The following is a 21,438-nucleotide window of genomic DNA, read 5'->3' on the forward strand; positions in this document are numbered from 1 at the left end:
CTACGATGGCGCGGTGTTGGTGAAGTGGATGCGCTGCGGGGTCGTCGATCAGGCCGGGTTCGACCGAGGTCAGCGCAGGTGGGCGGCGCTGCGCGAACAGCCCGGCTTCCGCGGTCAGGGGGGCGGCTGGAGCCGCGCCCAACCCGGGGTGGCCCATCTGTTCGCCTTCTGGGACGGGCGGCGCTCCTACGACGCCTTCATGGCGGGGGCGCACGACGGGATGGCGGCCGCTCAGCAGGGCAGCTACGAGATGCTCTCGGTGTCGCTCTTCGAACACCGTCTGGACGTGAAGGTCGGCTTCCTGCCGACCTTCACCGACGTGGACGTGCTGCGGATCGCCCTGTGCAAAGTTCGGCCGGATCGTGTCGAGCACTTCACATCGATGCAGCAGCGGGTGTGGAATCCCGCCATGGCCGGTTCACCGGGCATGCTGCGCGGAGTCTTCGGACAGGGCCCGGGAAACGACTTCCTGGTGCTGTCGCTGTGGAATTCGGCGACCGAGCGCGGAAAGTACCGCGAGGGTGCGGTCGCGCGGCTGTCGGAACGTGCCGAACTCGACGCCGATGTGCTGTCCGTGGCGGGTGACGTGGTGGATGTGGTGCAGGCGTGGACGGTCTGAGAGAGCAGGACATAGGTGCCGCGGGGACCGAGAGTCCCCGCGCTGTCAGGTGCGGTGCCGCCGGAGCGGACGGCGCCGCGGCGCTCCTCGCGGGAGCGGCGGAAGTGTCGGCCGCGCACAAGGTGCGGCTTTTCGGTGCCGCCTACCGGATGCTCGGCTCGGCCTGTGACGCCGACGAACTCGTCGCGGCCGCGCTCGGGCGGACGGCGCAGACCGCGTACGGCCCCGCATCCGTCGCCGACCGGGACGCGGCGCTGGTGTCGGATGTCGTCGGCGCGGCCATCGCCGCCCTGGAGGCGTCACGCCAGCGCCGGGACGCGCACGCCGGGTCCTGGCTGCCGGAGCCGGTACTGACCGAGACCGGGGTGCTCGGGCCGCTGGAGACCGCCGAGGCCCGCGAATCCGTCTCCCTGGCGCGGCTTGTCGTACTGGAGCGGCTGACACCCGTGGAGCGGGCCGCCTTCGTCCTGCGGGAGATGTTCGGTTACGGGACCGCCGAGAGCGCCGCCGTACTCGGCGTGCCCGAGGTACGGGGCCGGGCGATGCAGCGGCGGGCGCGCCGCCGGGTGCGCGAGTCCGCGGGTCCGCGCGGCGAGGAGATGAGCGTCCAGGAGCGGCGGACGCTGGCCGAGGAGCTGCTGCGGGCCACCACGGACGCCGACGAGGCGGCGCTCGCCGAACTGCTCCACGAGGACGTGGTGTCCTGGTCCGACGGGGGCGGCCAGGAGGGCATGACCCGCCGCCCCGTCCTCGGCGCCGCGAAGGTGGGGCGCTTCCTGGCCGGTCTGCTGGCCAAGGCCCCGGAGGGGACGCACGGCACTGTCGCCGAGATCAACGGCGACGCGGCGGTGGTCGCCCTGGCGGCAGGGGACGTCGTCGGCGTACTGGCGCCGGAATTCGGTCCCCAGGGACTGCTCGGCCTCCGCACGGTGGCCGACCCGCAGCGTCTGGTCTACCTCAATCGGCAGTGGGCCGAGCGGCCCCGGGACTGACGGGCGCCTGCGGCCGCCCGCTGGGCGGGGCATCGCCATGCCCGGCGGCTCCCACGCCCGGAACCGCTCCTGCGCCGGGCCCCTCGTCCGCGTGCAGCAGCGTGGCCACCGCGTCCGTGATCTGGCCCGCGAGATCGGCGTCCACCGGGCCGTGATAGCTGATCAGCCGATACCACATGGTCCCGAAGGCGAAGTCGACCACCAGGTCGAGTGAGACGTCGGCGTCGCTCAGCTCACCGCGCTCCACGCCGCGGGCCAGCAGGGTCCGCAGCGCGTGCCTGCGGGGCCCGATCACCGTGGACTGCAGGCGGTGCGACAGGTCCGGGTCGTGCTGCGCCTCGGCCATCAGCCCGATCAGGGCCTTGCCCGTCACCTGCTGCGTCAGCGCGAAGGTGGCGGTCAGCAGCGACCGTACGTCGCGCAATGTGTGACCGGTGTCGGGGTCCAGATGCTCAGCCTTGCGCAGACCGAGATCGCGCAGGGCGTCGATGAGCACGTCCTGCTTGGCGGGCCACCACCGGTACACCGTCTGTCGGCCGACTCCCGCGGTCTCGGCGATGCCCTTGATCGTCAGGGCCTGGTAGCCGCCGCTCTGGCAGAGCCGGAGCGCCGCGTCGAGTACGGCGCGCCGGGCGGTCTCACTGCGCGGTCTGCCCCGTGCGGGTGTCTCGTCCATGAACCCACTTTACAAGACATCGTGCCTCGGATATCTTTTACGAGTCAGCATGTCTCGTAAATGGAGTGGGCAATGAACGCACGCGTCGTCGTCATCGGTGGCACTTCGGGCATCGGCCTCGCGACTGCCGAGCGGCAGAAGCGCGAGGGCCGCGAGGTGATCGTCACCGGACGGGACAAGAGCAAGCTGGAGGCCGCGCTGGAGCGGCTGGGCGAGGGCGCCACGGGCGCCTGCGTGGACGCGATGGACGAGGCGGCGACGCAGGCGTTCTTCGCGGACCTCGGCGAGGTCGACCACGTCGTGGTGGCCGTGACCGGGAACACCGCGGCGGGTCCGTTCCGCACCCTGCCGATACAGGACCTGCGCGCGGCCGCCGAGGGCAAGCTGGTCGCGCAGACCGTCGCCGCGCAGGCCGCCCTGCGGGTGCTGCGCCCCGGCGGGTCGCTCACCTTCGTCACCGCCGGATCGTCCGGCGCCGCGATCCCCGGCACCGCGGGTCTCGCCGCGGTCAACGCGGCGGTGGAGGCCATGGTCCCGGTCCTCGCCGTCGAGCTGGCGCCGATACGGGTCAACGCGGTCTCGCCCGGCATCATCGACACCCCCTGGTGGGACTGGATGGACGCCGATGCCCGCCGCCAGACCTTCGAGGCGTACGCGGGCAACGCCCCCGCGGGCCGGGTCGGGCAGCCCGAGGACATCGCCGGCGCGATCGCCTATCTGATCGACGGCACCTTCACCACCGGTGTGGTCCTCTCGGTCGACGGCGGGTCCCGGCTGCGTCCCGCGGCGCTGTGACGCAGCCCGCGGGGGGACCGGCGCGACGCCGGAGCGGGCGCACCATAGGCTGATCGTCATGGGACGCCCTCGCCGCATCGTGCTCATCCGGCACGGCGAGTCCCAGGGCAATGTGGACGACAGCATCTACCAACGGGTGCCGGACCACGCCCTGGAACTCACCGACGCCGGGCTCCGGCAGGCGAGGGAAGCGGGGGTGCGGCTGCGTGATCTGTTCGGCGACGAGCGGGTCCAGGCATTCGTCTCCCCGTACCGGCGCACGTGGGAGACCTACCGGGCCCTCGGTCTCGACCCCCGTCTGACGCGGGCCAAGGAGGAGCCGCGACTGCGGGAGCAGGACTGGGGGAACTGGCAGGACCTCGAGGACATCCACCGGCAGCGCAAGGCGCGCGACGCCTACGGCCACTTCTTCTACCGCTTCGCGATGGGGGAGAGCGGCGCGGACGTCTACGACCGGGTGGGCGCCTTCCTGGAGACCCTCTACCGGGCCTTCGACAACGAGGACTTCCCGCCCAACGTCCTCCTCGTCACCCACGGGCTCACCATGCGGCTGTTCTGCATGCGGTGGTTCCACTGGACGGTGGAGGAGTTCGAAGCGCTGTCCAATCCGGACAACGCGGAGACCCGGACCCTGCTGCTCGGCCCCTCGGGCCGGTACACCCTGGACCGCCCCTTCGAACGCTGGCGCACCCCGGGCCCGCCCGGCGGCGGGGCGTGGTGAGTTTGCGCACACGGAGATTGACCCGGATCAGGTGCGATGTCAGAGTTTCGACGCCATGACCGCTGACATCCATGAATCCGACCGCGCCACGCGCGCCGCGGCAAGCCTGCGAGGGCTCGCCGTAGGGGACGCTCTCGGCTCCCAGTTCTTCGTCCCCGCCAACTACGCCTCCCTGCAGAACGGCCAACTGCCGCCCGGCCCGTGGCAGTGGACCGACGACACGGAGATGGCCTGCTCCGTCCTCGCCGTGCTGCGCGGGCACGGGCGTGTCGACCAGGACGCCCTGGCTCTCTCCTTCGCCGAGCACCACGACTTCGACCGCGGCTACGGCCCGGCCGTCAACAGGATGCTGCGGCTGATCCGCCAGGAGGGGGCCGACTGGCGGGAGCTCGCGGCGGGCCTGTTCAACGGGCAGGGCTCCTGGGGCAACGGCGCGGCGATGCGGGTGGCGCCGCTGGGTGCCTGGTACGCGGGCGACCCCGAGCAGGCCACCCACCAGGCGGAGATCTCGGCGTACACCACCCACCAGCACCGGGAGGCGGTCGTCGGCGCGATGGCGGTCGCCGCCGCTGCCGCACTGGCCGCCGACCCCGACGGACCGGACGACCCGTCGGAGCTGCTCGCCGCCGTGCTCGATCTCGTGCCGCGCAGCGCCGTGCACGCTGGGATCCGGCGGGCCCGGGACATGCTCGACTACGCGGACGTCGCCACCGTGGCCGCTGTCCTCGGCTGCGGGCGGCGGACCAGCGCCCACGACACGGTGCCGTTCGCGCTGTGGTCCGCCGCGCGTCATCTCGGCGACTACGAAAGGGCGTTCTGGACCACCGCGAGGGCCGGCGGCGATGTCGACACCACCTGCGCCATCGTGGGCGGCATCATCGCCTCCCGGCCCGGCGGCGAGCCGCCGGCCACTTGGTCGGACCGGACCGAAGCGCTGCCCGAATGGGCCGTATCGGCCTGATCGACCCCCTCCGTCCGGCGTGGGCCGGGAGAGTAGGCTGGTGCGCGCCATGGCGTACGAACCACCCACCCACCGCGTCGAACGCTCCCTCCGTGCAACCCTCGGAGCGCGGACCGTGGCGGGCGTCGACGAGGTCGGCCGCGGCGCCTGGGCCGGACCCGTCACCGTGTGCGCGGCGATCACCGGTCTGCGCCGTCCCCCGGAGGGGCTGACCGACTCCAAGCTGATCACCCCCAAGCGCCGTGAGCGCCTCGCCGCCGTACTCGCCGGCTGGGTCACCGCGTCCGCCCTCGGGCACGCCTCCCCGGAGGAGATCGACGACCTCGGGATGACCGAGGCCCTGCGGCTGGCGGCCGAACGCGCGCTGGGAGGACTGCCGGAGCGGCCCGACGCGGTCATCCTCGACGGCAAGCACAACTACCTCGGCGGTTCGTGGCAGGTCCGCACCGTGATCAAGGGAGACCAGTCGTGTGTCGCGGTGGCCGCCGCCTCCGTCATCGCCAAAGTGCAGCGCGATACGGCGATGGCCGAACTGGGCACGGGTTACGCCCCGTTCGCTTTCGCCGACAACGCCGGATATCCGTCTCCGGTGCATCGGGCGGCCCTGGAGGAACTCGGGCCCACCGAGCTGCACCGCATGTCGTGGTCCTATCTGGACTCGCTGCCGCGCTGGCAGCACCTCAAGAAGGTCCGCCGCCAGGTCGAGCCGACCGAGTCAGGGGAACAACTCGGTTTCGATTTCTGATCCAGTCCCCACCCGCCGCTGCGCATTCGTGGCGCATTTGATAGACATCAACTCATGCCTCTCATCCCCGAGGAGCCTCAGATTCACGAGAGCGTCCCGGGTCCCCGCACAGCTCCGGCCACCGGCCGCAGCGCGTCGACCCCCCGTCCTGTCCCCGGCCCGCCGCGGCCTGCCGCGCCGCGCCCCGCGCCGCCGAGGGAATCCGCCGCCGGTGTCGGTCCTGGCCGTCAAGGCCCTGCCCGACCCGCCGCACCCACGGGATCCGCCGCACCCTCCGGCCCGGTGACCCCGGCCGCCGCGGCGACCCCGCCCACCGTCCCGCAGCAGCGAGCGGGCGCCGCGTCCGCCGGTGCCGCCCAGATCCAGCTCATCCCCGCTCCGGCGGACGGCGCGCTGGACGCCGCGGAAGAGACCGTCGACCTGCTGCTGGACACCGGTCGTGCCCCCGGCGAGATCCTGGTGCTCACCACGGGCGACCCGCACCCGTGGGCCGTCCATGAGCTCAGCTTCGGCGAGGCGTCCTACTGGGCGCAGCACGACGCGGCCGACGACGTCTTCTACGCCGCCATCTCCGCCGAACGCGCCGCAGGTCGGCCAGTCGTGGTCGTCGCGCTCAACGGCGGCGACGACGAGACGCTGCCGCGTGCGCTGGCGGGTGCGCTGTCGCGCGCGGGCGTGCTGCTGATCGTCTGCGGCGACCCGACCCGGATCAACGCCCTGCTGGGCGCCAGCGCCTGACCGTCACCGCGCGGCCGCGCGGCGCAGCGCCTGGGTACTCCCTCCGGGGATCTCGGGTTGCGCGTCGCTCGGCCGCCGGGACCAGGACGTCGCGTTGGGCGTCCGTCCGGCGCGGTTCTCGCCGATCACGTTCCAGCCGTCGTCGGTGAGCGTCACGTACGAGCCGGAGCGCAGGCCGTGCAGGGTGCACGCGTCACGCAGCCCCCACATCCAGGCCCCGTCCTCCTCCGTCCACCCCGGCGCACCGCCACGGCAGACGAGCAGCACGGCGGTGCGTACCGGTTCGCGCAGCCGCAGGTCGTGCGGGAAGACGCGCCGCAGATGGGAGAGCAGCGCATTGCGCCGTTCCCAGCCGTCCACGACGCCACTGCGGCCGGTGAACGATGCGCTCGCCCGGATCCGCCCGTCCGGGTCGTACACGGCGATCACCGCCGTGGACGGAGAGGGCAGATGACGGGCGTGCAGGTCCTTCACCACATCACGCGGATTGGCCAGGAGCGGGACACCGAGGTCCGCCCACTCGGCCGGCTCCACGGTGCGTGACGACACTGAAGGGCTGGCGGGGGACGCGTCCGGTACGAAGCCGATGGTCACGGTCCTCCCTTCGCGGATGCACCCGTAGACCGGGCGCGGGCGCACGCCGGTCAGGTGGCTCGAAGAGCCGGTCAGGGATCCGGCTCCAATTCTTCCTCCCGTATTGCGATGCGGCAACGGGCAATTGGAGTCACCGACCGGTATGGACCTGTCCGCCGCATTGATCCTGCCCAGCCACCGCCCCGGCGAAGCGCATTCAGCCCTGAACGGCCAGGACCAGCGGGAACACCGCTGAAGCACCCGCCCGCCGCAGCAGTCGCGCCGCCACGGCAAGAGTCCAACCGGTGTCCGCGAAGTCGTCCACAAGAAGTACGGGTCCGGGCGTCGCGCGCAACGCGGTGGCCAGTTCCGGCGGGACGGTGAACGCGTCGTGCAGCGCTCGCACCCGCTGTGCGCTGTTGCTGCGGGGCACACCGCCGGGGTCCGCGTGCTCCGCGTACGCCACCGTGCCGAGCAGCGGCATCCGCCCCACCTCGGCGATCCGGGCGCTCATGGACTCCACCAGCACCCCGTGGCCGCGCGACGCGACCGCGACCACACCGACCGGTCTCTGCGGCGCGTCCGGGGCGCCGCTGGCCCAACCGCCCGGTCCCTTCGCCCAGTCGGCGAGCACCCGCACCAGCGCGTCCACCGCCTCCGGCGGGACGGGCTGGTCGGCCGCCCCCTCCGCGAACAGCGGCCGGAGCCGGTTGCCCCAGCCGATGTCCGACAACCGGCCCAGCGCCCGGCCGGTCGTGGCCTGCTCCGTGGCCGGGATGCGCCCCTTGAGCGCCACACCGATGGCCTCAAGTCCCGTCGGCCACATCTTGCGCGGCTCCAACTCGACCCCGGGCCGACCGAGCGCCGCGCGCGCGGAGTCCAGGGCGGCGGCCGACACCTCCACCGGGAACCGCGCGCCCGCGCAGTTGTCGCACCTCCCGCACGGCGCCGCCTGCTCGTCGTCCAACTGCAGCCGCAGGAACTCCATCCGGCACGCGGTCGTGTCCGCGTAGTCCCGCATCGCCTGCTGCTCCGTCTCGCGCTGGCGCGCCACCCACGCGTACCGCTCGGTGTCGTAGGTCCACGGCTCCCCGGTGGCGGTCCAGCCGCCGCGCACCCGGTGGACCGCCCCGTCGACGTCGAGCACCTTGAGCATGATCTCCAGCCGCGAGCGGCGCAGGTCGACCCGCGTCTCCAGCGCGGGGATCGACACCGGCCGCCCGGCGTCGGCGAGCACCTCCAGGGTGCGGCGCACCTGCTCCTCCGGCGGGAAGGCGAGCGAGGTGAAGTAACGCCAGATAGCCTCGTCCTCACGTCCCGGCAGCAGCAGCACCTCCGCGTGGTCGACACCGCGGCCGGCTCGGCCGACCTGCTGGTAGTAGGCGATGGGGGAGGACGGCGACCCGACGTGCACCACGAACCCGAGGTCGGGCTTGTCGAAGCCCATGCCGAGGGCCGATGTCGCGACGAGGGCCTTGACGCGGTTGGCCAGCAGGTCCGCTTCCGCGGCCTGCCGGTCGGCGTTCTCCGTCTTTCCCGAGTAGGACGCCACGGGGTAGCCGCGCTGCCGTAGGAAGGCGGTGATCTCGTCGGCAGCGGCGACGGTGAGGGTGTAGATGATGCCTGAGCCCGGCAGCGTGTCGAGGTGGTCGGCGAGCCAGGCGAGCCGGTGCGCGGCGTCCGGCAGCCGCAGCACGCCCAGCGACAGGCTCTCCCGGTCCAGCGGCCCGCGCAGGACCAGCGCCCCCTTCTCGTCGGCGCCCGTGGCTCCCGTACCGAGCTGCTCCGCGACGTCTGCGGTCACCCGGGCGTTCGCCGTGGCGGTGGTCGCCAGTACGGGAACGCCGGGCGGCAGGTCCGCCAGCATCGTGCGCAGCCGGCGGTAGTCGGGACGGAAGTCATGGCCCCAGTCCGAGATGCAGTGCGCCTCGTCGACCACGAGCAGACCGGTGGTGGCGGCGAGTTTGGGCAGTACCTGATCCCGGAAATCGGGGTTGTTGAGCCGCTCGGGACTGACCAGCAGCACATCCACCTCACCGGAGGCCACCTCGGCCTCGATGCCGCCCCACTCCTCGGTGTTCGACGAGTTGATGGTGCGGGCCCTGATCCCCGCGCGCGCCGCGGCCTCCACCTGATTGCGCATCAGCGCGAGCAGCGGCGAGACGATCACCGTCGGCCCGCTGCCGCGTGCCCGCAGCAGCGCCGTGGCCACGAAGTAGACCGCCGACTTCCCCCAGCCGGTGCGCTGGACCACCAGCGTTCTGCGCCCGTGCGCCACGAGTGCCTCGACGGCGAGCCACTGGTCCTCGCGCAGCCGCGCGGTGCCCGGCTCGGCGCCGACGAGGCGGGTCAGTACGGTGTCGGCCGCGGATCGCAGCTCGGTGGTCGATTCGGTCATGCCCCCATGCAACCTGACGGCACCGACATCGCGCCAACCCCCTCCGCGAGCTGTGGATAACTCTGCGCGAAAGTTATCCACAGGTTTTAGGGGGGTCTGGCGTGAATCGGGGTGTCTGGGGCATCGTCGAGTCATGACACAGAGCAACGAAGTTCGACACGGAGAGTCACTGGACGCGGGATCCGATCTCAGGATCACCCTGCGCGGACCCGCGGAACTCGCGGACGCGCTGCCGTACTTGATGGGGTTCCATCCCACGAACTCGGTGGTGATGGTCGCGCTGCACGGCGAGCACGGCCGGTTCGGCGGACGGCTGCGCCTCGGCCTGCCCGATGATCCCCGCGAGTGGCCCGAGGTCGCCGACCAGCTCGCGGAGTGCCTGGTGAAGAACAGCATGCGACGCACCGGCCGACCGGACGCCATCGTGCTCTTCCTCTGCCAGGACCCGCGCGAGGGAGAGCGGCCGCCGGCGGTGCGGGAGCGGCTCCAGCCACTCGCGCAGCGGCTGCGGATCGCCTGCGGGGCTCTGGAGGTGCCCGTCGTCGAGGCGCTGTGCGTCTCCGCGGGCCGCTGGTGGTCCTATTGCCGTCCCGACGCCACCGCCTCCCCGGAAGAAGGCATGCCGGTGGCCCCTCCCGGGCACTCCGTCATGGCCGCGGCCACCGCCTACGCCGGGCTTCCGGCCCCCGGATCGCTGCACGACATCGAGGCCCGGCTCAAGCCGGTGCAGCCGAGGAACCGGGACCACGAGATCGCCCTCGACGCCGCGTGCGCGGCGCTGGTGCCGGGCATGCTGGAGACCGGCGACAGCGCCTCCGTCCAGCAGCGCACCCTCGCGGTGGCGCGCACACTCCTGGAGAAGTTCAAGGCGGCGCCGCGGACGGACGATCCGGCGCGCGCCGACCGGCGCGACGACAAGCTCCTCGGCGACGACGACGCGGCGGCGGTCATCCTGGGGCTGCAGGACCCGGTCGCGCGCGACCGGGCCGCCGAGTGGATGGAGCCCGCGCACGCCGACGCGGCGCTGCGGCTGTGGCGCGCGCTCGCCCGGCGCTGCGCCGGACCGTACGGGGACCACGCGGCCGCGCCGCTCGCCCTCGCGGGCTGGGTCGCCTGGTCGTCCGGTGACGAGGTCGAGGCCCGCGTCGCGCTGGGCATGGCCCTCGACCTCGACCCGCACTACACCTTCGCGCGACTGCTCCACCAGTCGGTCAACGAGGGCCTCGACCCGGAACTCCTGCGGGTCTGCCTGCGCCAGGAGCGCCGCAAGCGGGTCATCGCCGCCACTACAGCTCGCCGCGGGCCAGCCGGACCAGCCGGTCGAGGACCCGGCCGCCGCTCACCCGGAGACCGTCGTGTTCGTACTCGTCGGTGACCCAGGTCCGCAGCCCCCGCACCGCGCCGGCGGTGGCCAGAGAGTGCGCGGTGTCGACGTACATGTCGTCGTGGTAGATCGCCGCGGCCACCGGCACCTCGTTCACGGCGAGCTGGGCCGCGTCGTAGAGATCAGGCCACTGCTCGCGGCGCGCCAGCAGATCCGCCGTCTCGCGCAGTGGTGCAAGCGCCGGATCGGTCTCGAACATCCAGGGGTGGATCGTCTCGCCGGTGAAGAGCACGGGACCGTCGCCGGCGAGCGCCGTGGCGGCGTCGAACTCGGGGAAGTCCGCCCGGACGGCGTCGGCGGCCCAGCCGGTGCCGTGCGGCGAGACCGACCGCTGCCCGTAGATCGCCTCGTGCAGCACGGCGTAGAGGGGATTGCCCGCGAAGGACAGGTGGTGCTGAGCCTCGGTGAGGAAGGAGTCGGAGAGCACCGGACCATGGGGAGAGGCCACGAAGGCGTCCTCCAGCAGATAGTGCAGCGTGTGCGAGCCCGTCGCCGAGCCGAGCATCAGGCCCAGCGCCTGGAACGCCTCGGGGGTGAGCCTGCCGCCGTGGGGCAGTGTCACCACCTCGTCGCGCAGCAGCCGTGTGACGGCGCGGGCGGTCGCGACGTCCCCGGGGTAGCGGGCGTAGTGGGCGGCGTTCTTCCGTGCGACCCGCGGATAGGCGGCGCGGTAGACATCCGCGGCCGACGAGCGCAGCCCCGGCAGCCCGCCGGTGATGAAGACCTCCTTCAACCCCTGCGGGGCGAACGACAGATAGGTGACGGCGCAGAAGCCTCCGAAGCTCTGGCCCAGCACGCTCCAGCGCTCGTCCGGGCCGAGCAGCTGGCTCCGGACGAGCTCGCAGTCCCGGACGATCGAGTCGGCCCGGAAGCAGGACAGATACCGGGCCTGCGCCGCCGCGTCGCCGCGCGTGGGAAGGGTCTGCCGTGTGGCGGGAGTGGAACGCCCGGTCCCGCGCTGGTCGAGCAGCAGCACCCGGTAGTCGTCCAGCGCCCGGGTCAGCCAGCCGTCCCTGCCCAGCGGACGCGGGGAGCGACCCCCGGGGCCGCCCTGGAGATACAGCAGCCACGGCAGGGTGTCGTGCTCCCGGCCCGCCGCCACGACCTCCCGTGCGTAGATCTCGATCCGCTCTCCGTCGGGGGCCGCGTGATCGAGGGGTACGGAGAAGGTGTGGTCGGTGATGACGGTGCCGGGCTGGCGGTGGACGGCCATGGTGTCTCTCTCCGGAGGTGCGGGGTGCGTGGTGCGGGGGACTGGACGGACGAAGGGCGAGGTGGGGCAGGGTGGTGGCACGGGAGCCGGGGCTCCCGACCTGGAACGGTAGACGGCCCGGTGGTGGTCGCGGAGAGGGTGGGTACCGGGAAATCGGCTTGATCCGATAGCGACCGGGCTGCCGATCCGGCTGATTATCGTCAGGCAGACGACTATGATCACGCCATGTCGCCCTACGACCCGTCGGCCTTCCCGCCCTTCGCCGTCACTGTCGACCTGGTCGTGCTCACAGTGCGACATCACGCGCTGTGTGCGCTCAGCGTGCGGCGTGGCGAACCGCCGTTCCAGGGCCGTTGGGCGCTGCCCGGTGGATTCGTCCGCGCGGACGAGGATCTCTCCCAGGCGGCGGCCCGTGAGCTGGCGGAAGAGACCGGACTGCGTGCGCAGAACGGCGCCCACCTGGAACAACTGGCCACCTACGGTGACCCGCAGCGCGACCCGCGGATGCGGGTGGTGAGCGTCGCCCATCTGGTGCTGGCGCCGGACCTGCCGGCGCCGCGGGCCGGTGGCGACGCACGGAGCGCGCGCTGGGCCCCGGTCGGGACGCTGCTCGCCGAGGGCGGACAGGAGCACGCGGGGGAGGCGGCGCCGCTGGCGTTCGACCATGCCCAGATCCTGGCCGACGGTGTGGAGCGCGCCCGGTCCAAGATCGAGTACTCGTCCCTGGCGACCGCCTTCTGCCCGCCCGAGTTCACGGTCGGGGAGCTGCGCCGGGTCTACGAGGCGGTGTGGGGGGTGGCGCTCGACCCGCGCAACTTCCACCGCAAGGTGACCGGCACCGTCGGCTTCCTCGTCCCGACCGGGGGTACGACGACCCGTCAGGGCGGCAGGCCCGCACAGCTGTTCAGGGCCGGGGGCGCCACCCTGCTCAATCCGCCGATGCTGCGGCCCGAGGTCTGACTTTCACCCATATTGTCCGTTTTTAGCGTTATGGTGCTGGAGTGATCCAGGCCATCGGATTGACCAGCATGCCGCGCCGCGACAGGTCGCGCGCGGTCGTGGACCTCACGTTCGACATCCGGCCGGGCGAGGTCACCGGCCTGCTCGGACCGGCCGGGTCGGGCAAGTCCACCGCTCTGCGGCTGCTGCTGGGGCTGCAGCGCGGCCGCGGTGCCACGCTCGTGGACGGCCGCCCGCTGCGTGATCTCGTCCATCCCGCGCGGGAGTTCGGCGCCCTGCTCGGAGACGTCCCCGGGCATCCGGGGCGCACCGCGCGCGGCCATCTCCGGATGCTCTGCGCCGCGTTCGGGCTTCCCGCCGGCCGGGCCGACGAGGTGCTGGAGCAGGTCGGACTGGCGGCGGTGGCCAGGGAGCGGATCGGCACGTACTCGCTGGGAATGGACCGGCGGCTGGGCGTCGCCGCCGCGCTGCTCGCCGACCCCCGGGCGCTGGTGCTCGACGACCCGGCCCGCGACCTCCCGCCCCGCGAGGCCGCCTGGGTCCACGCGCTGGTGCGCCGCCACGCGGCCGGGGGAGGGGCCGTCCTGCTCACCGGCCGGGACACCAAGGCGCTGGCCCGTACCGCCGACCACCTGATCGTGCTGGACAAGGGGAGAGTGGTCGCGGACCAGCCCTCCGGGCACTACGCCCGCACCCGGATGCGTCCCTATGTGGCGGTCCGCTCGCCCTACGCCCAGCGGCTGGCGGCGCTGCTGGCGGACACCGGCGCCGAGGTGGTCGCGTCGAGCGGCAGCCGGATCGCCGTCTTCGGATCGAGCTCGGCCGTCGTCGGGGAGGCCGCCTACCGGCACGGGATCCTGCTGCACCACCTGGCGGACGAGACGACGGAGCCCGCCGCGATCGTCGAGCAGACCAGAAGCGCCGAACCCGGCGCGGGCCCGGTTCCGGCGGATACACCAGTCCCCGCCCCGGCGAACGCCCCGGCTCTCTCGGGGCCGCGTCCGCTGCCGCCGGTGCGCCGGACCGCGTGCAGGCCGGGGCCGGTGCGGCCGGTCGGATACGAGCTGCGCCGCGCCTTCGGGGTGCGCACCCCGTGGCCGGTCGCCGGGGCGGCCGTGCTGGGATCCGTGCTGAGCACCTTCCTCCTGGCGCGGACCGGCGGCATGCCGACGTCACCGCTTCGCCAGATGACCGGCTGGGCCGCGCAGCTGCCGCTGCCCGTGGCCGCGGTCGGCGCCGGGGCGCTGGGCGCGCTGGGCTACGGGCAGGAGTTCCGTTATCCGGCCCTCTCCCCTGGATACGGTCCCGAGCCGCGGGTGCTGCGCCTGCTCGGCGCCAAGCTGGCGGTCAGCGCGGTGTGCGCCCTGCTGCTGGCGGCGGTGGTCGCCGCCGCCGACACCGCGGCGCTGCGGCTGGCGCTCGGCCACGGCGGGGCGCGGGACCCGCTCGCGTCCCCGGGGGCGCTCGTGGAATGGGCGGTCCTCGCCGTCGGCTGCGCCTGGGCGGGACTGCTGGCGGCGGGCGTCTTCCGTACCACCGGCCTCGGCGTGGCCGCGGTGCTCGCCGTGCCGCTGCTGGTCGCACCGGGTGTGCGGGGACTGGTCGGTGGGCCGATGACGCGGCAACTCGCGGATGCCGGAGGAGGGTTGTGGTCGGTGATGAGCGGGGTCTCGCAAGGGGGCGGCGAACCGCTGGCGAAGGTGTTGCGTTACGCCGCCCAACCGGTGGTCTCCGCGTTCGCCTTGTCGCTCGGGGTTCTGGTCTGCGCTTATCTGGCAACGGCGTTGGGAAGGCGCCGCCGCGTACGTCCGCCAACTGCCTTTCGGGCCAGCAGAACTGCCCCGTTGGCCAGCAAGAAGGGATGATTCATCCCCATAAAACGTCAATTATGAGGTGATGAGCGCTCACCCTTTCGTGTGCTTTTCAGCAAAGCCCTCAAGGCCCGCATCGGCATCGCCGACAAAGGATGCGTGAGTACCCTTGCGCACACCATGATGACCGCGGCTCGATCCGCCGACTCCGGCATCGCCGGTCCGGGCGAGCTGGATCGCTATTCGTATGCCGAAGCCCCCGGTACCGACCGTCCCGGACTGACGTCCTGGGAGGGCATGGAGCCGGACATGAGCCGGATGGGCCGCCGCGCAGGCGGCAGCCGGGGCCGGGGGCTGCACGGCCAACTCGTCCAACAGCTCGGCCAGATGATCGTCTCCGGCGATCTCGGCGCCGACCGCCCCCTGGTGCCCGAGGAGATCGGCCAGCGCTTCGAGGTCTCCCGCACCGTGGTGCGCGAGTCGCTCCGCGTGCTGGAGGCCAAGGGCCTGGTCAGCGCCCGCCCCAACGTGGGCACCCGGGTCCGCCCGGTCAGCGACTGGAACCTGCTCGACCCCGACATCATCGAGTGGCGCGCCTTCGGCCCGCAGCGCGACGACCAGCGCCGCGAGCTGCTTGAGCTGCGCTGGACCATCGAACCGCTGGCCGCCCGGCTCGCCGCCGGCCACGGCCGCGAGGACGTCCAGCAGCGCCTCGCCGACATGGCGGAGATCATGGCGCACGCCGCGGCCCAGGGTGACGCGCTCACCTTCTCCCGCGCGGACGTCGAGTTCCACACCCTGCTGCTCCAGGTCGCGGGCAACCGGATGCTGGAGCACCTGTCGGGGATCGTCTCCTCGGCGCTGCACGTCTCCGGTGGCCCCGTCATCGGCTGCGAGCGTCCCGGGGACACCTCGGTGGGCCTGCACCAGCGGATCGTCGAGGCGCTGGCCGAGAGCGACGGCGGTACGGCCGAGGCGGCGATGCGCCAGCTTCTGACCGTGCTCCCCGAGCACCCCGCGTCCACGCCCGCCGACCACGTCGTCCCTGCTCCGCGCGAGCACTGACCGCGCCGCCCGCCCGCCGCAGGCCCCGTAGGACCGGGGCCGGCGGCGGTCCCATGCGAGCGGCCGGCGCGGGCCCCTGCGAGCAGATTGTTCGGTTCACGACGATACGCACGATTTGGGGTGTGACTCGGGCCACGTAAGCTGGGCGTAACGCTGGGCGAAGCAGCGCGATGACTTAAGAGGTGGCAGCCGCAGAAGGAATATTCAGCGCCGACTCCGACGCTGAGTCGCTGTCCGGTTCCACCGAGTCGTTCCCATCGTTCCGAGAGGTTGTTCGTGTCGGCCAGCACATCCCGTACGCTCCCGTCCGAGATCGCCGAGTCCGAGTCTCTGATGGCACTCATCGAGCAGGGTAAGGCCCAGGGGCAGATCGCCGGCGACGATGTCCGTCGGGCGTTCGAAGCGGACCAGATTCCGGCAACCCAGTGGAAGAACGTTCTGCGCAGCCTCAACCAGGTCCTCGACGAGGAGGGTGTGACGCTGATGGTGACTGCCGCTGAGGCGCCCAAGCGCACCCGTAAGAGCGTCGCAGCCAAGAGCCCGGCGAAACGTACTGCCACCAAGACGGTCGCCTCCAAGGCGGCCCCTGCCAAGAAGACCGTAGCGCCCAAGGCCGCTGCCCCCGAGGCGGTGACCGAGGCCGAGACCACGGTGGAGCCATCGGTGGAGGCGGAAACCCCAGCCAAGAAGGCGCCCGCGAAGAAGACCGCCGCCAAGAAGACGGTGGCCAAGAAGGCGCCGGCGAAGAAGACCGCGGCCAAGAAGACCTCCGCCCCGGGCGAGGACGACGCGGTCGAGCCGGAGGAGTCGGCCGAGGACGTCGTACCCGGCAAGGGCGGCGAGGACGAGGGCGAGAAGGCCGAGTCCGAGAGCTTCGTGCTCTCCGACGACGACGAGGACGACGCGCCCGCGCAGCAGGTCGCCGTCGCCGGTGCCACCGCCGACCCGGTCAAGGACTACCTCAAGCAGATCGGCAAGGTCCCGCTGCTCAACGCCGAGCAGGAGGTGGAGCTGGCCAAGCGCATCGAGGCCGGCCTCTTCGCCGAGGACAAGCTGGCGGCGGCCGACAAGCTCGCCCCCAAGCTCAAGCGCGAGCTGGAGATCATCGCCGAGGACGGCCGCTGGGCCAAGAACCACCTGCTGGAGGCCAACCTCCGCCTCGTGGTCTCGCTGGCCAAGCGCTACACCGGCCGCGGCATGCTCTTCCTGGACCTGATCCAGGAAGGCAACCTGGGCCTGATCCGCGCGGTCGAGAAGTTCGACTACACCAAGGGCTTCAAGTTCTCCACCTACGCCACCTGGTGGATCCGGCAGGCGATCACCCGCGCCATGGCCGACCAGGCCCGCACCATCCGTATCCCGGTGCACATGGTCGAGGTCATCAACAAGCTGGCCCGTGTCCAGCGCCAGATGCTCCAGGACCTGGGCCGCGAGCCCACCCCGGAGGAGCTGGCCAAGGAACTCGACATGACCCCCGAGAAGGTCATCGAGGTACAGAAGTACGGCCGCGAGCCCATCTCGCTGCACACCCCGCTGGGTGAGGACGGCGACAGCGAGTTCGGCGACCTGATTGAGGACTCCGAGGCGGTCGTCCCGGCCGACGCGGTCAGCTTCACGCTTCTGCAGGAGCAGCTCCACTCCGTGCTCGACACCCTCTCCGAGCGTGAGGCGGGCGTGGTGTCGATGCGCTTCGGCCTCACCGACGGCCAGCCGAAGACGCTGGACGAGATCGGCAAGGTCTACGGGGTCACCCGTGAGCGGATCCGGCAGATCGAGTCGAAGACCATGTCCAAGCTGCGCCACCCCTCGCGCTCGCAGGTCCTGCGCGACTACCTCGACTGACAGTCGTACCGGCCGACGGCCGGATCGGCTCACCTGACGCCCGGACGGCAGCGACCGTCCGGGCGTCTCGTGCGTGGAATCCCCGCGCCCGCTCCACAGGTTCTCTGCGGATGCGGCCTCGGATGCGGTGGATCACTCTGGGTGTCCAGAGAGTTTCACTGTGTCAGGAGGCTGTATGCGTTTCTCCGTCAGTGCCGTGATACGTGGTCGTGGCCGCACGCTGATCGCCGGTGTGGCGGCCCTGCTGCCAGGTCTGGTGGTTCCGCTGGCCGCGCCCGCCACTCCGGCCGCCGCGAACGGAGTCGTGATCGGCGGCTCTCCCACCACCACCGCTCAGCAGCCATGGGTGGTCGCGCTGGCAAGCCGCTCGCGCTTCGGCCCGAGCCGCTCGGGGCAGTTCTGCGGCGCCGTGGCCGTCGCACCACGGACGGTGGTCACCGCCGCGCACTGCATGGGCCGTGAGGCGCTGGGGGTGAGTGACTGGAGTCAGCTGCCCGACCTGCGGGTGATCGCCGGGCGTACCGATCTGAGCGGCACCAGTGGCGAGGAGATCCCGCTGAGCGCGGCGTGGGTCAACCCGGCCTTCGACCCCGCGACCAACTCCGGCGACGTGGCCGTGCTCACCCTCAGCCGGGCGCTGCCGGGCACGTCGTTCCTCACGATGGCCGACTCCTCGGACACCGCCGCGTACAAGGCGGGGACCGTGGCCAGCGTCTACGGGTGGGGTGACACCACGGGGCAGGGCACGTACTCCAACACGTTGCGGTCCGCCCAGGTCACCGTCTTCGCGGACACGGTGTGCGAGCGGGCGTACCCGGGCAGTTCCGACGGGACCTATGTGCCCGCGACCATGATGTGCGCGGGTGCCTCGGGTGGCGGCAGGGACGCCTGCCAGGGCGACAGCGGCGGCCCGCTTGTCGTCGCGGGCCGGCTGGTGGGCCTGGTCTCCTGGGGCAGCGGCTGCGCGCTGGCGGCCTATCCGGGCGTCTATACGCGTGTCTCAGCGGTGGCAGCGCTGGTCACCGCCCATATGTGACGATTTCGCAAAGACTGCGGGCGGACACCCCCTGGAGGGGTCTGTCCGCCCGCGGCTCGAACTCGTCGCTGGTGCGATGTGTCAGCGCTCGTCGTCTCCCGCCGGCGCCGGGGAGTCGGTGAGTCGTCCGGTCTCGTCCTGTATTTCCGCAGCGATCTTCTTGAGCTCCGGCTCGAACTTACGACCATGGTGTCCGCAGAAGAGCAGCTCACCACCGCTGATGAGGACAACGCGCAGGTATGCCTGAGCGCCGCAACGGTCGCAGCGGTCTGCCGCTGTCAGCGGACTCGCGGGGGTCAGAACAGTAGTCACGTCGCCTCTTCTCTAGCTCGACGAGCTGTCGTACCAGGGTCAACATCCAACCAGGCCGAAAACGTTCCCGCTCTCGGCTTTTCCTTCAAAACCGGCCGTGAAGTGACTGGATGTTACCGATTGGCGGCGAATAGGAGTCATTTGCGTCAGATGTCGCGTTTGGTGCTGTTGTCCGGTTCTGCTCCCGGCTGGCTTGCCGGTTGTTGCAGAGGACGTGCCCGGAGCCTAAATGGTTCATGCCTCTTTGGGAACGTGACATGTGTATCACTCGCGCGGGTTATCGAACGTACGCTCGATCGGGGGCTAGTCTGGTGCCCGGATACCGGGTCGCGGCGCTGCCTCCCCGCCCGGTCTCGGTACCCTCTCACCGACACGGCTGAATAACTTCAGAACATCTTGATCGAGGAGCTGCCCGCGTGACCGCCGAAACATCCGTGCCGTCCACTGCGCTGCTGGCGGGCGCAGATCGCGACGGCTCCAACTACACCGCGCGGCACCTGCTCGTCCTCGAAGGGCTCGAAGCGGTCCGCAAGCGGCCCGGCATGTACATCGGCTCCACGGACAGCCGCGGCCTGATGCACTGCGTCTGGGAGATCATCGACAACTCGGTCGACGAGGCCCTGGGCGGCCACTGCGACCGTATCGAGGTCATCCTGCGCGAGGACTCCTCCGTGGAGGTCCGGGACAACGGCCGCGGCATCCCCGTCGACGTCGAGCCCAAGACCGGGCTGTCCGGCGTCGAGGTCGTCATGACCAAGCTGCACGCGGGCGGGAAGTTCGGCGGCGGCTCCTATGCGGCCTCCGGCGGTCTGCACGGCGTCGGCGCCTCCGTGGTGAACGCGCTCTCCGCCCGGCTCGACGTCGAGGTCGACCGCGGCGGCCACACCCACGCGATCAGCTTCCGGCGCGGTGTGCCCGGGATCTTCACCGAATCCGGCGCCGACGCCCCCTTCGACCCGGCGAGCGGGCTCAGCAAGGCCAAGAAGGTCCCGAAGAACCGGACCGGCACCCGGGTGCGCTACTGGGCCGACCGGCAGATCTTCCTCAAGGACGCCAAGCTCTCCCTCGACAACCTCCACCAGCGCGCCCGGCAGACCGCCTTCCTGGTGCCCGGCCTGACCATCGTGGTGCGCGACGAGCGCGGCATCGAGGAGGACAAGCCGGTCGAGGAGGTCTTCCACTTCGACGGCGGCATCAGCGAGTTCTGCGAGTTCCTCGCCCCCGACAAGCCGATCTGCGACATCCAGCGGCTCACCGGCAGCGGCACCTTCAAGGAGACCGTCCCCGTCCTGGACGACCGCGGCCACATGACGCCCACCGAGGTCACCCGCGAGCTGGGCGTCGACATCGCGCTGCGCTGGGGCACGGGCTACGAGACGACCGCGAAGTCCTTCGTCAACATCATCGCCACTCCCAAGGGCGGCACCCATGTGACGGGTTTCGAGCGCTCCGTCACCAAGACGGTGAACGAGGTGCTGCGTTCCGCGAAGCTGCTGCGCGTCGCCGAGGACGACATCGTCAAGGACGACGCCATGGAGGGCCTCACGGCGGTGGTGACCGTCCGGCTCGCCGAGCCGCAGTTCGAGGGCCAGACCAAGGAGGTGCTCGGCACCTCGGCTGCCAACAGGATCGTGGCGGCCGTGGTGGCCAAGGAGCTGAAGGAGTTCCTGACCTCCACCAAGCGCGACACCAAGGCGCAGGCGCGCGCGGTGCTGGAGAAGGCCGTAGCGGCCGCCAGGACGCGTATCGCGGCACGGCAGCACAAAGAGGCGCAGCGCAGGAAGACCGCCCTGGAGACGTCCTCCCTGCCCGCCAAGCTCGCCGACTGCCGCAGTGACGACGTCGACCGCAGCGAACTCTTCATCGTCGAGGGCGACTCGGCGCTCGGTACCGCCAAACTGGCCCGCAACTCCGAGTTCCAGGCGCTGCTGCCGATCCGCGGCAAGATCCTCAACGTCCAGAAGTCGTCCGTCTCCGACATGCTCAAGAACGCGGAGTGCGGCGCGATCATCCAGGTCATAGGAGCCGGGTCCGGCAGGACCTTCGACATCGACCAGGCGCGCTACGGCAAGGTCATCTTCCTCGCGGACGCCGATGTCGACGGCGCCCACATCCGCATCCTGCTGCTGACCCTTTTCCAGCGCTATATGCGGCCGATGGTCGAGGAGGGCCGCGTCTTCTCCGCCGTTCCGCCCCTGCACCGCATCGAACTCGTCCAGCCCAAGAAGGGCCAGGACAAGTACCTCTACACCTACTCCGACAACGAACTGCGCCAGACCCTCCTGGACCTCCAGCGCCGCAACGTCCGCTACAAGGACAGCATCCAGCGCTACAAGGGCCTCGGAGAGATGGACGCCAACCAGCTCGCCGAAACCACCATGGACCCGCGCCACCGCACCCTGCGCCGCATCAACATCAGCGACCTGGAAGCCGCGGAGCAGGTCTTCGACCTCCTGATGGGCAACGAGGTCGCGCCCCGCAAGGAGTTCATCACCAACTCCGCCGCCACCCTGGACCGGGCGCGGATCGACGTCTGACCTGCGGGGGAGGCGGACCCTCTGAAGTACCTGTAGGCGTAAGTGAGATGCTGGGGTTCG

At 71.5% G+C, this 21,438-nt stretch carries 19 protein-coding genes; 14 read left to right on the top strand and 5 right to left on the bottom strand.

All coding sequences use genetic code 11. From position 1 onward, the window contains the following. Window positions 1–13: 13 nt before the first annotated feature. Entirely contained in the window at window positions 14–619 is a 606-nt protein-coding gene (locus AB0M29_RS22095) for a YdbC family protein (protein ID WP_365384988.1), read from the top strand. Between the two features lie 104 nt (window positions 620–723). Continuing rightward, the gene (locus AB0M29_RS22100) at window positions 724–1,611 is read left to right on the top strand and encodes a sigma factor-like helix-turn-helix DNA-binding protein (RefSeq protein ID WP_365384990.1); all 888 of its coding nucleotides are present in this window, start codon (window positions 724–726) and stop codon (window positions 1,609–1,611) included. Here the strand turns inward: AB0M29_RS22100 and AB0M29_RS22105 are convergent. Continuing rightward, the gene (locus AB0M29_RS22105) at window positions 1,577–2,287 is read right to left on the bottom strand and encodes a TetR/AcrR family transcriptional regulator (protein ID WP_365384992.1); all 711 of its coding nucleotides are present in this window, start codon (window positions 2,285–2,287) and stop codon (window positions 1,577–1,579) included. The two genes, AB0M29_RS22100 and AB0M29_RS22105, sit on opposite strands and share 35 nt — an antisense overlap. A gap of 72 nt (window positions 2,288–2,359) precedes the next feature. Between AB0M29_RS22105 and AB0M29_RS22110 the strand changes: the two genes are divergently transcribed. The 5 genes from AB0M29_RS22110 to AB0M29_RS22130 are packed head-to-tail and all read left to right on the top strand — an operon-like array spanning window position 2,360 to window position 6,247. Continuing rightward, window positions 2,360–3,082 carry an SDR family oxidoreductase gene (locus tag AB0M29_RS22110; RefSeq protein WP_365384994.1) on the top strand — a complete coding sequence of 241 codons (723 nt, stop codon included), beginning with the start codon at window positions 2,360–2,362 and terminating at the stop codon, window positions 3,080–3,082. Window positions 3,083–3,140: 58 nt separating this feature from the next. Continuing rightward, window positions 3,141–3,803 carry a histidine phosphatase family protein gene (locus tag AB0M29_RS22115; RefSeq protein ID WP_365384996.1) on the top strand — a complete coding sequence of 221 codons (663 nt, stop codon included), beginning with the start codon at window positions 3,141–3,143 and terminating at the stop codon, window positions 3,801–3,803. A gap of 55 nt (window positions 3,804–3,858) precedes the next feature. After that, window positions 3,859–4,764, top strand: coding sequence for an ADP-ribosylglycohydrolase family protein (locus AB0M29_RS22120; RefSeq protein ID WP_365384998.1), 906 nt, complete (start codon window positions 3,859–3,861; stop codon window positions 4,762–4,764). A gap of 49 nt (window positions 4,765–4,813) precedes the next feature. After that, window positions 4,814–5,509: a ribonuclease HII gene (locus tag AB0M29_RS22125; RefSeq protein ID WP_365385000.1), complete on the top strand. Its 696-nt coding sequence runs from the start codon at window positions 4,814–4,816 to the stop codon at window positions 5,507–5,509. A 54-nt stretch (window positions 5,510–5,563) separates the two neighbouring features. Further along, window positions 5,564–6,247: a hypothetical protein gene (locus AB0M29_RS22130; protein WP_365385002.1), complete on the top strand. Its 684-nt coding sequence runs from the start codon at window positions 5,564–5,566 to the stop codon at window positions 6,245–6,247. Between the two features lie 3 nt (window positions 6,248–6,250). Here the strand turns inward: AB0M29_RS22130 and AB0M29_RS22135 are convergent, their stop codons facing one another. Together AB0M29_RS22135 and AB0M29_RS22140 are read right to left on the bottom strand one after the other, a co-directional pair. Beyond that, a complete protein-coding gene (locus tag AB0M29_RS22135; protein WP_365385003.1) occupies window positions 6,251–6,841 on the bottom strand; it encodes a hypothetical protein in 591 nt (196 codons plus the stop codon). A 196-nt stretch (window positions 6,842–7,037) separates the two neighbouring features. Continuing rightward, a complete protein-coding gene (locus AB0M29_RS22140) occupies window positions 7,038–9,218 on the bottom strand; it encodes a DEAD/DEAH box helicase (RefSeq protein WP_365385005.1) in 2,181 nt (726 codons plus the stop codon). Between the two features lie 133 nt (window positions 9,219–9,351). On the opposite strand from AB0M29_RS22140, the gene AB0M29_RS22145 reads away from it, so the two are divergent. After that, complete coding sequence (locus AB0M29_RS22145; RefSeq protein WP_365385007.1) at window positions 9,352–10,593, top strand: DUF4192 domain-containing protein; 1,242 nt, start codon at window positions 9,352–9,354, stop codon at window positions 10,591–10,593. Here AB0M29_RS22145 and AB0M29_RS22150 read toward each other — a convergent pair. Continuing rightward, window positions 10,505–11,815 (bottom strand): alpha/beta fold hydrolase, encoded by a 1,311-nt coding sequence (locus tag AB0M29_RS22150; protein ID WP_365385009.1) that lies wholly within the window; start codon window positions 11,813–11,815, stop codon window positions 10,505–10,507. The two genes, AB0M29_RS22145 and AB0M29_RS22150, sit on opposite strands and share 89 nt — an antisense overlap. Window positions 11,816–12,040: 225 nt before the next feature. Here AB0M29_RS22150 and AB0M29_RS22155 point away from each other — a divergent pair, with 225 nt between their 5' ends. From AB0M29_RS22155 to AB0M29_RS22175, 5 genes are all read left to right on the top strand, one after another. Continuing rightward, window positions 12,041–12,775 carry an NUDIX hydrolase gene (locus tag AB0M29_RS22155; protein WP_365385011.1) on the top strand — a complete coding sequence of 245 codons (735 nt, stop codon included), beginning with the start codon at window positions 12,041–12,043 and terminating at the stop codon, window positions 12,773–12,775. 41 nt (window positions 12,776–12,816) lie between these two features. Next, entirely contained in the window at window positions 12,817–14,640 is a 1,824-nt protein-coding gene (locus tag AB0M29_RS22160) for an ATP-binding cassette domain-containing protein (protein ID WP_365385013.1), read from the top strand. A gap of 105 nt (window positions 14,641–14,745) precedes the next feature. After that, window positions 14,746–15,651: a FadR/GntR family transcriptional regulator gene (locus AB0M29_RS22165; RefSeq protein ID WP_365385014.1), complete on the top strand. Its 906-nt coding sequence runs from the start codon at window positions 14,746–14,748 to the stop codon at window positions 15,649–15,651. Between the two features lie 276 nt (window positions 15,652–15,927). Continuing rightward, window positions 15,928–17,493 (top strand): RNA polymerase sigma factor, encoded by a 1,566-nt coding sequence (locus AB0M29_RS22170; RefSeq protein ID WP_365385016.1) that lies wholly within the window; start codon window positions 15,928–15,930, stop codon window positions 17,491–17,493. Window positions 17,494–17,668: 175 nt separating this feature from the next. Continuing rightward, on the top strand, window positions 17,669–18,529 hold the full coding sequence (locus tag AB0M29_RS22175) for a serine protease (RefSeq protein ID WP_365385018.1): 861 nt from the start codon (window positions 17,669–17,671) through the stop codon (window positions 18,527–18,529). 81 nt (window positions 18,530–18,610) lie between these two features. On the opposite strand, the gene AB0M29_RS22180 is transcribed toward AB0M29_RS22175, so the two are convergent. Beyond that, window positions 18,611–18,841 carry a hypothetical protein gene (locus AB0M29_RS22180; protein ID WP_365385020.1) on the bottom strand — a complete coding sequence of 77 codons (231 nt, stop codon included), beginning with the start codon at window positions 18,839–18,841 and terminating at the stop codon, window positions 18,611–18,613. A gap of 416 nt (window positions 18,842–19,257) precedes the next feature. On the opposite strand from AB0M29_RS22180, the gene AB0M29_RS22185 reads away from it, so the two are divergent. Further along, window positions 19,258–21,378: a DNA topoisomerase IV subunit B gene (locus AB0M29_RS22185; protein ID WP_365385021.1), complete on the top strand. Its 2,121-nt coding sequence runs from the start codon at window positions 19,258–19,260 to the stop codon at window positions 21,376–21,378. Window positions 21,379–21,438: the final 60 nt, after the last annotated feature.

This window comes from Streptomyces sp. NPDC051976 (assembly GCF_040680795.1).
Classification (GTDB): Bacteria; Actinomycetota; Actinomycetes; order Streptomycetales; family Streptomycetaceae; genus Actinacidiphila.

What these genes read in the sequence shown, in the direction of transcription:
- AB0M29_RS22155 (WP_365385011.1), top strand. Translation starts at nt 12,041, where the DNA reads ATGTCGCCCTACGACCCGTCGGCCTTCCCGCCCTTCGCCGTCACTGTC.
- AB0M29_RS22130 (WP_365385002.1), top strand. Translation starts at nt 5,564, where the DNA reads ATGCCTCTCATCCCCGAGGAGCCTCAGATTCACGAGAGCGTCCCGGGT.
- AB0M29_RS22125 (WP_365385000.1), top strand. Translation starts at nt 4,814, where the DNA reads ATGGCGTACGAACCACCCACCCACCGCGTCGAACGCTCCCTCCGTGCA.
- AB0M29_RS22110 (WP_365384994.1), top strand. Translation starts at nt 2,360, where the DNA reads ATGAACGCACGCGTCGTCGTCATCGGTGGCACTTCGGGCATCGGCCTC.
- AB0M29_RS22140 (WP_365385005.1), bottom strand. Translation starts at nt 9,218, where the DNA reads ATGACCGAATCGACCACCGAGCTGCGATCCGCGGCCGACACCGTACTG.
- AB0M29_RS22150 (WP_365385009.1), bottom strand. Translation starts at nt 11,815, where the DNA reads ATGGCCGTCCACCGCCAGCCCGGCACCGTCATCACCGACCACACCTTC.
- AB0M29_RS22105 (WP_365384992.1), bottom strand. Translation starts at nt 2,287, where the DNA reads ATGGACGAGACACCCGCACGGGGCAGACCGCGCAGTGAGACCGCCCGG.
- AB0M29_RS22120 (WP_365384998.1), top strand. Translation starts at nt 3,859, where the DNA reads ATGACCGCTGACATCCATGAATCCGACCGCGCCACGCGCGCCGCGGCA.
- AB0M29_RS22175 (WP_365385018.1), top strand. Translation starts at nt 17,669, where the DNA reads ATGCGTTTCTCCGTCAGTGCCGTGATACGTGGTCGTGGCCGCACGCTG.
- AB0M29_RS22115 (WP_365384996.1), top strand. Translation starts at nt 3,141, where the DNA reads ATGGGACGCCCTCGCCGCATCGTGCTCATCCGGCACGGCGAGTCCCAG.
- AB0M29_RS22145 (WP_365385007.1), top strand. Translation starts at nt 9,352, where the DNA reads ATGACACAGAGCAACGAAGTTCGACACGGAGAGTCACTGGACGCGGGA.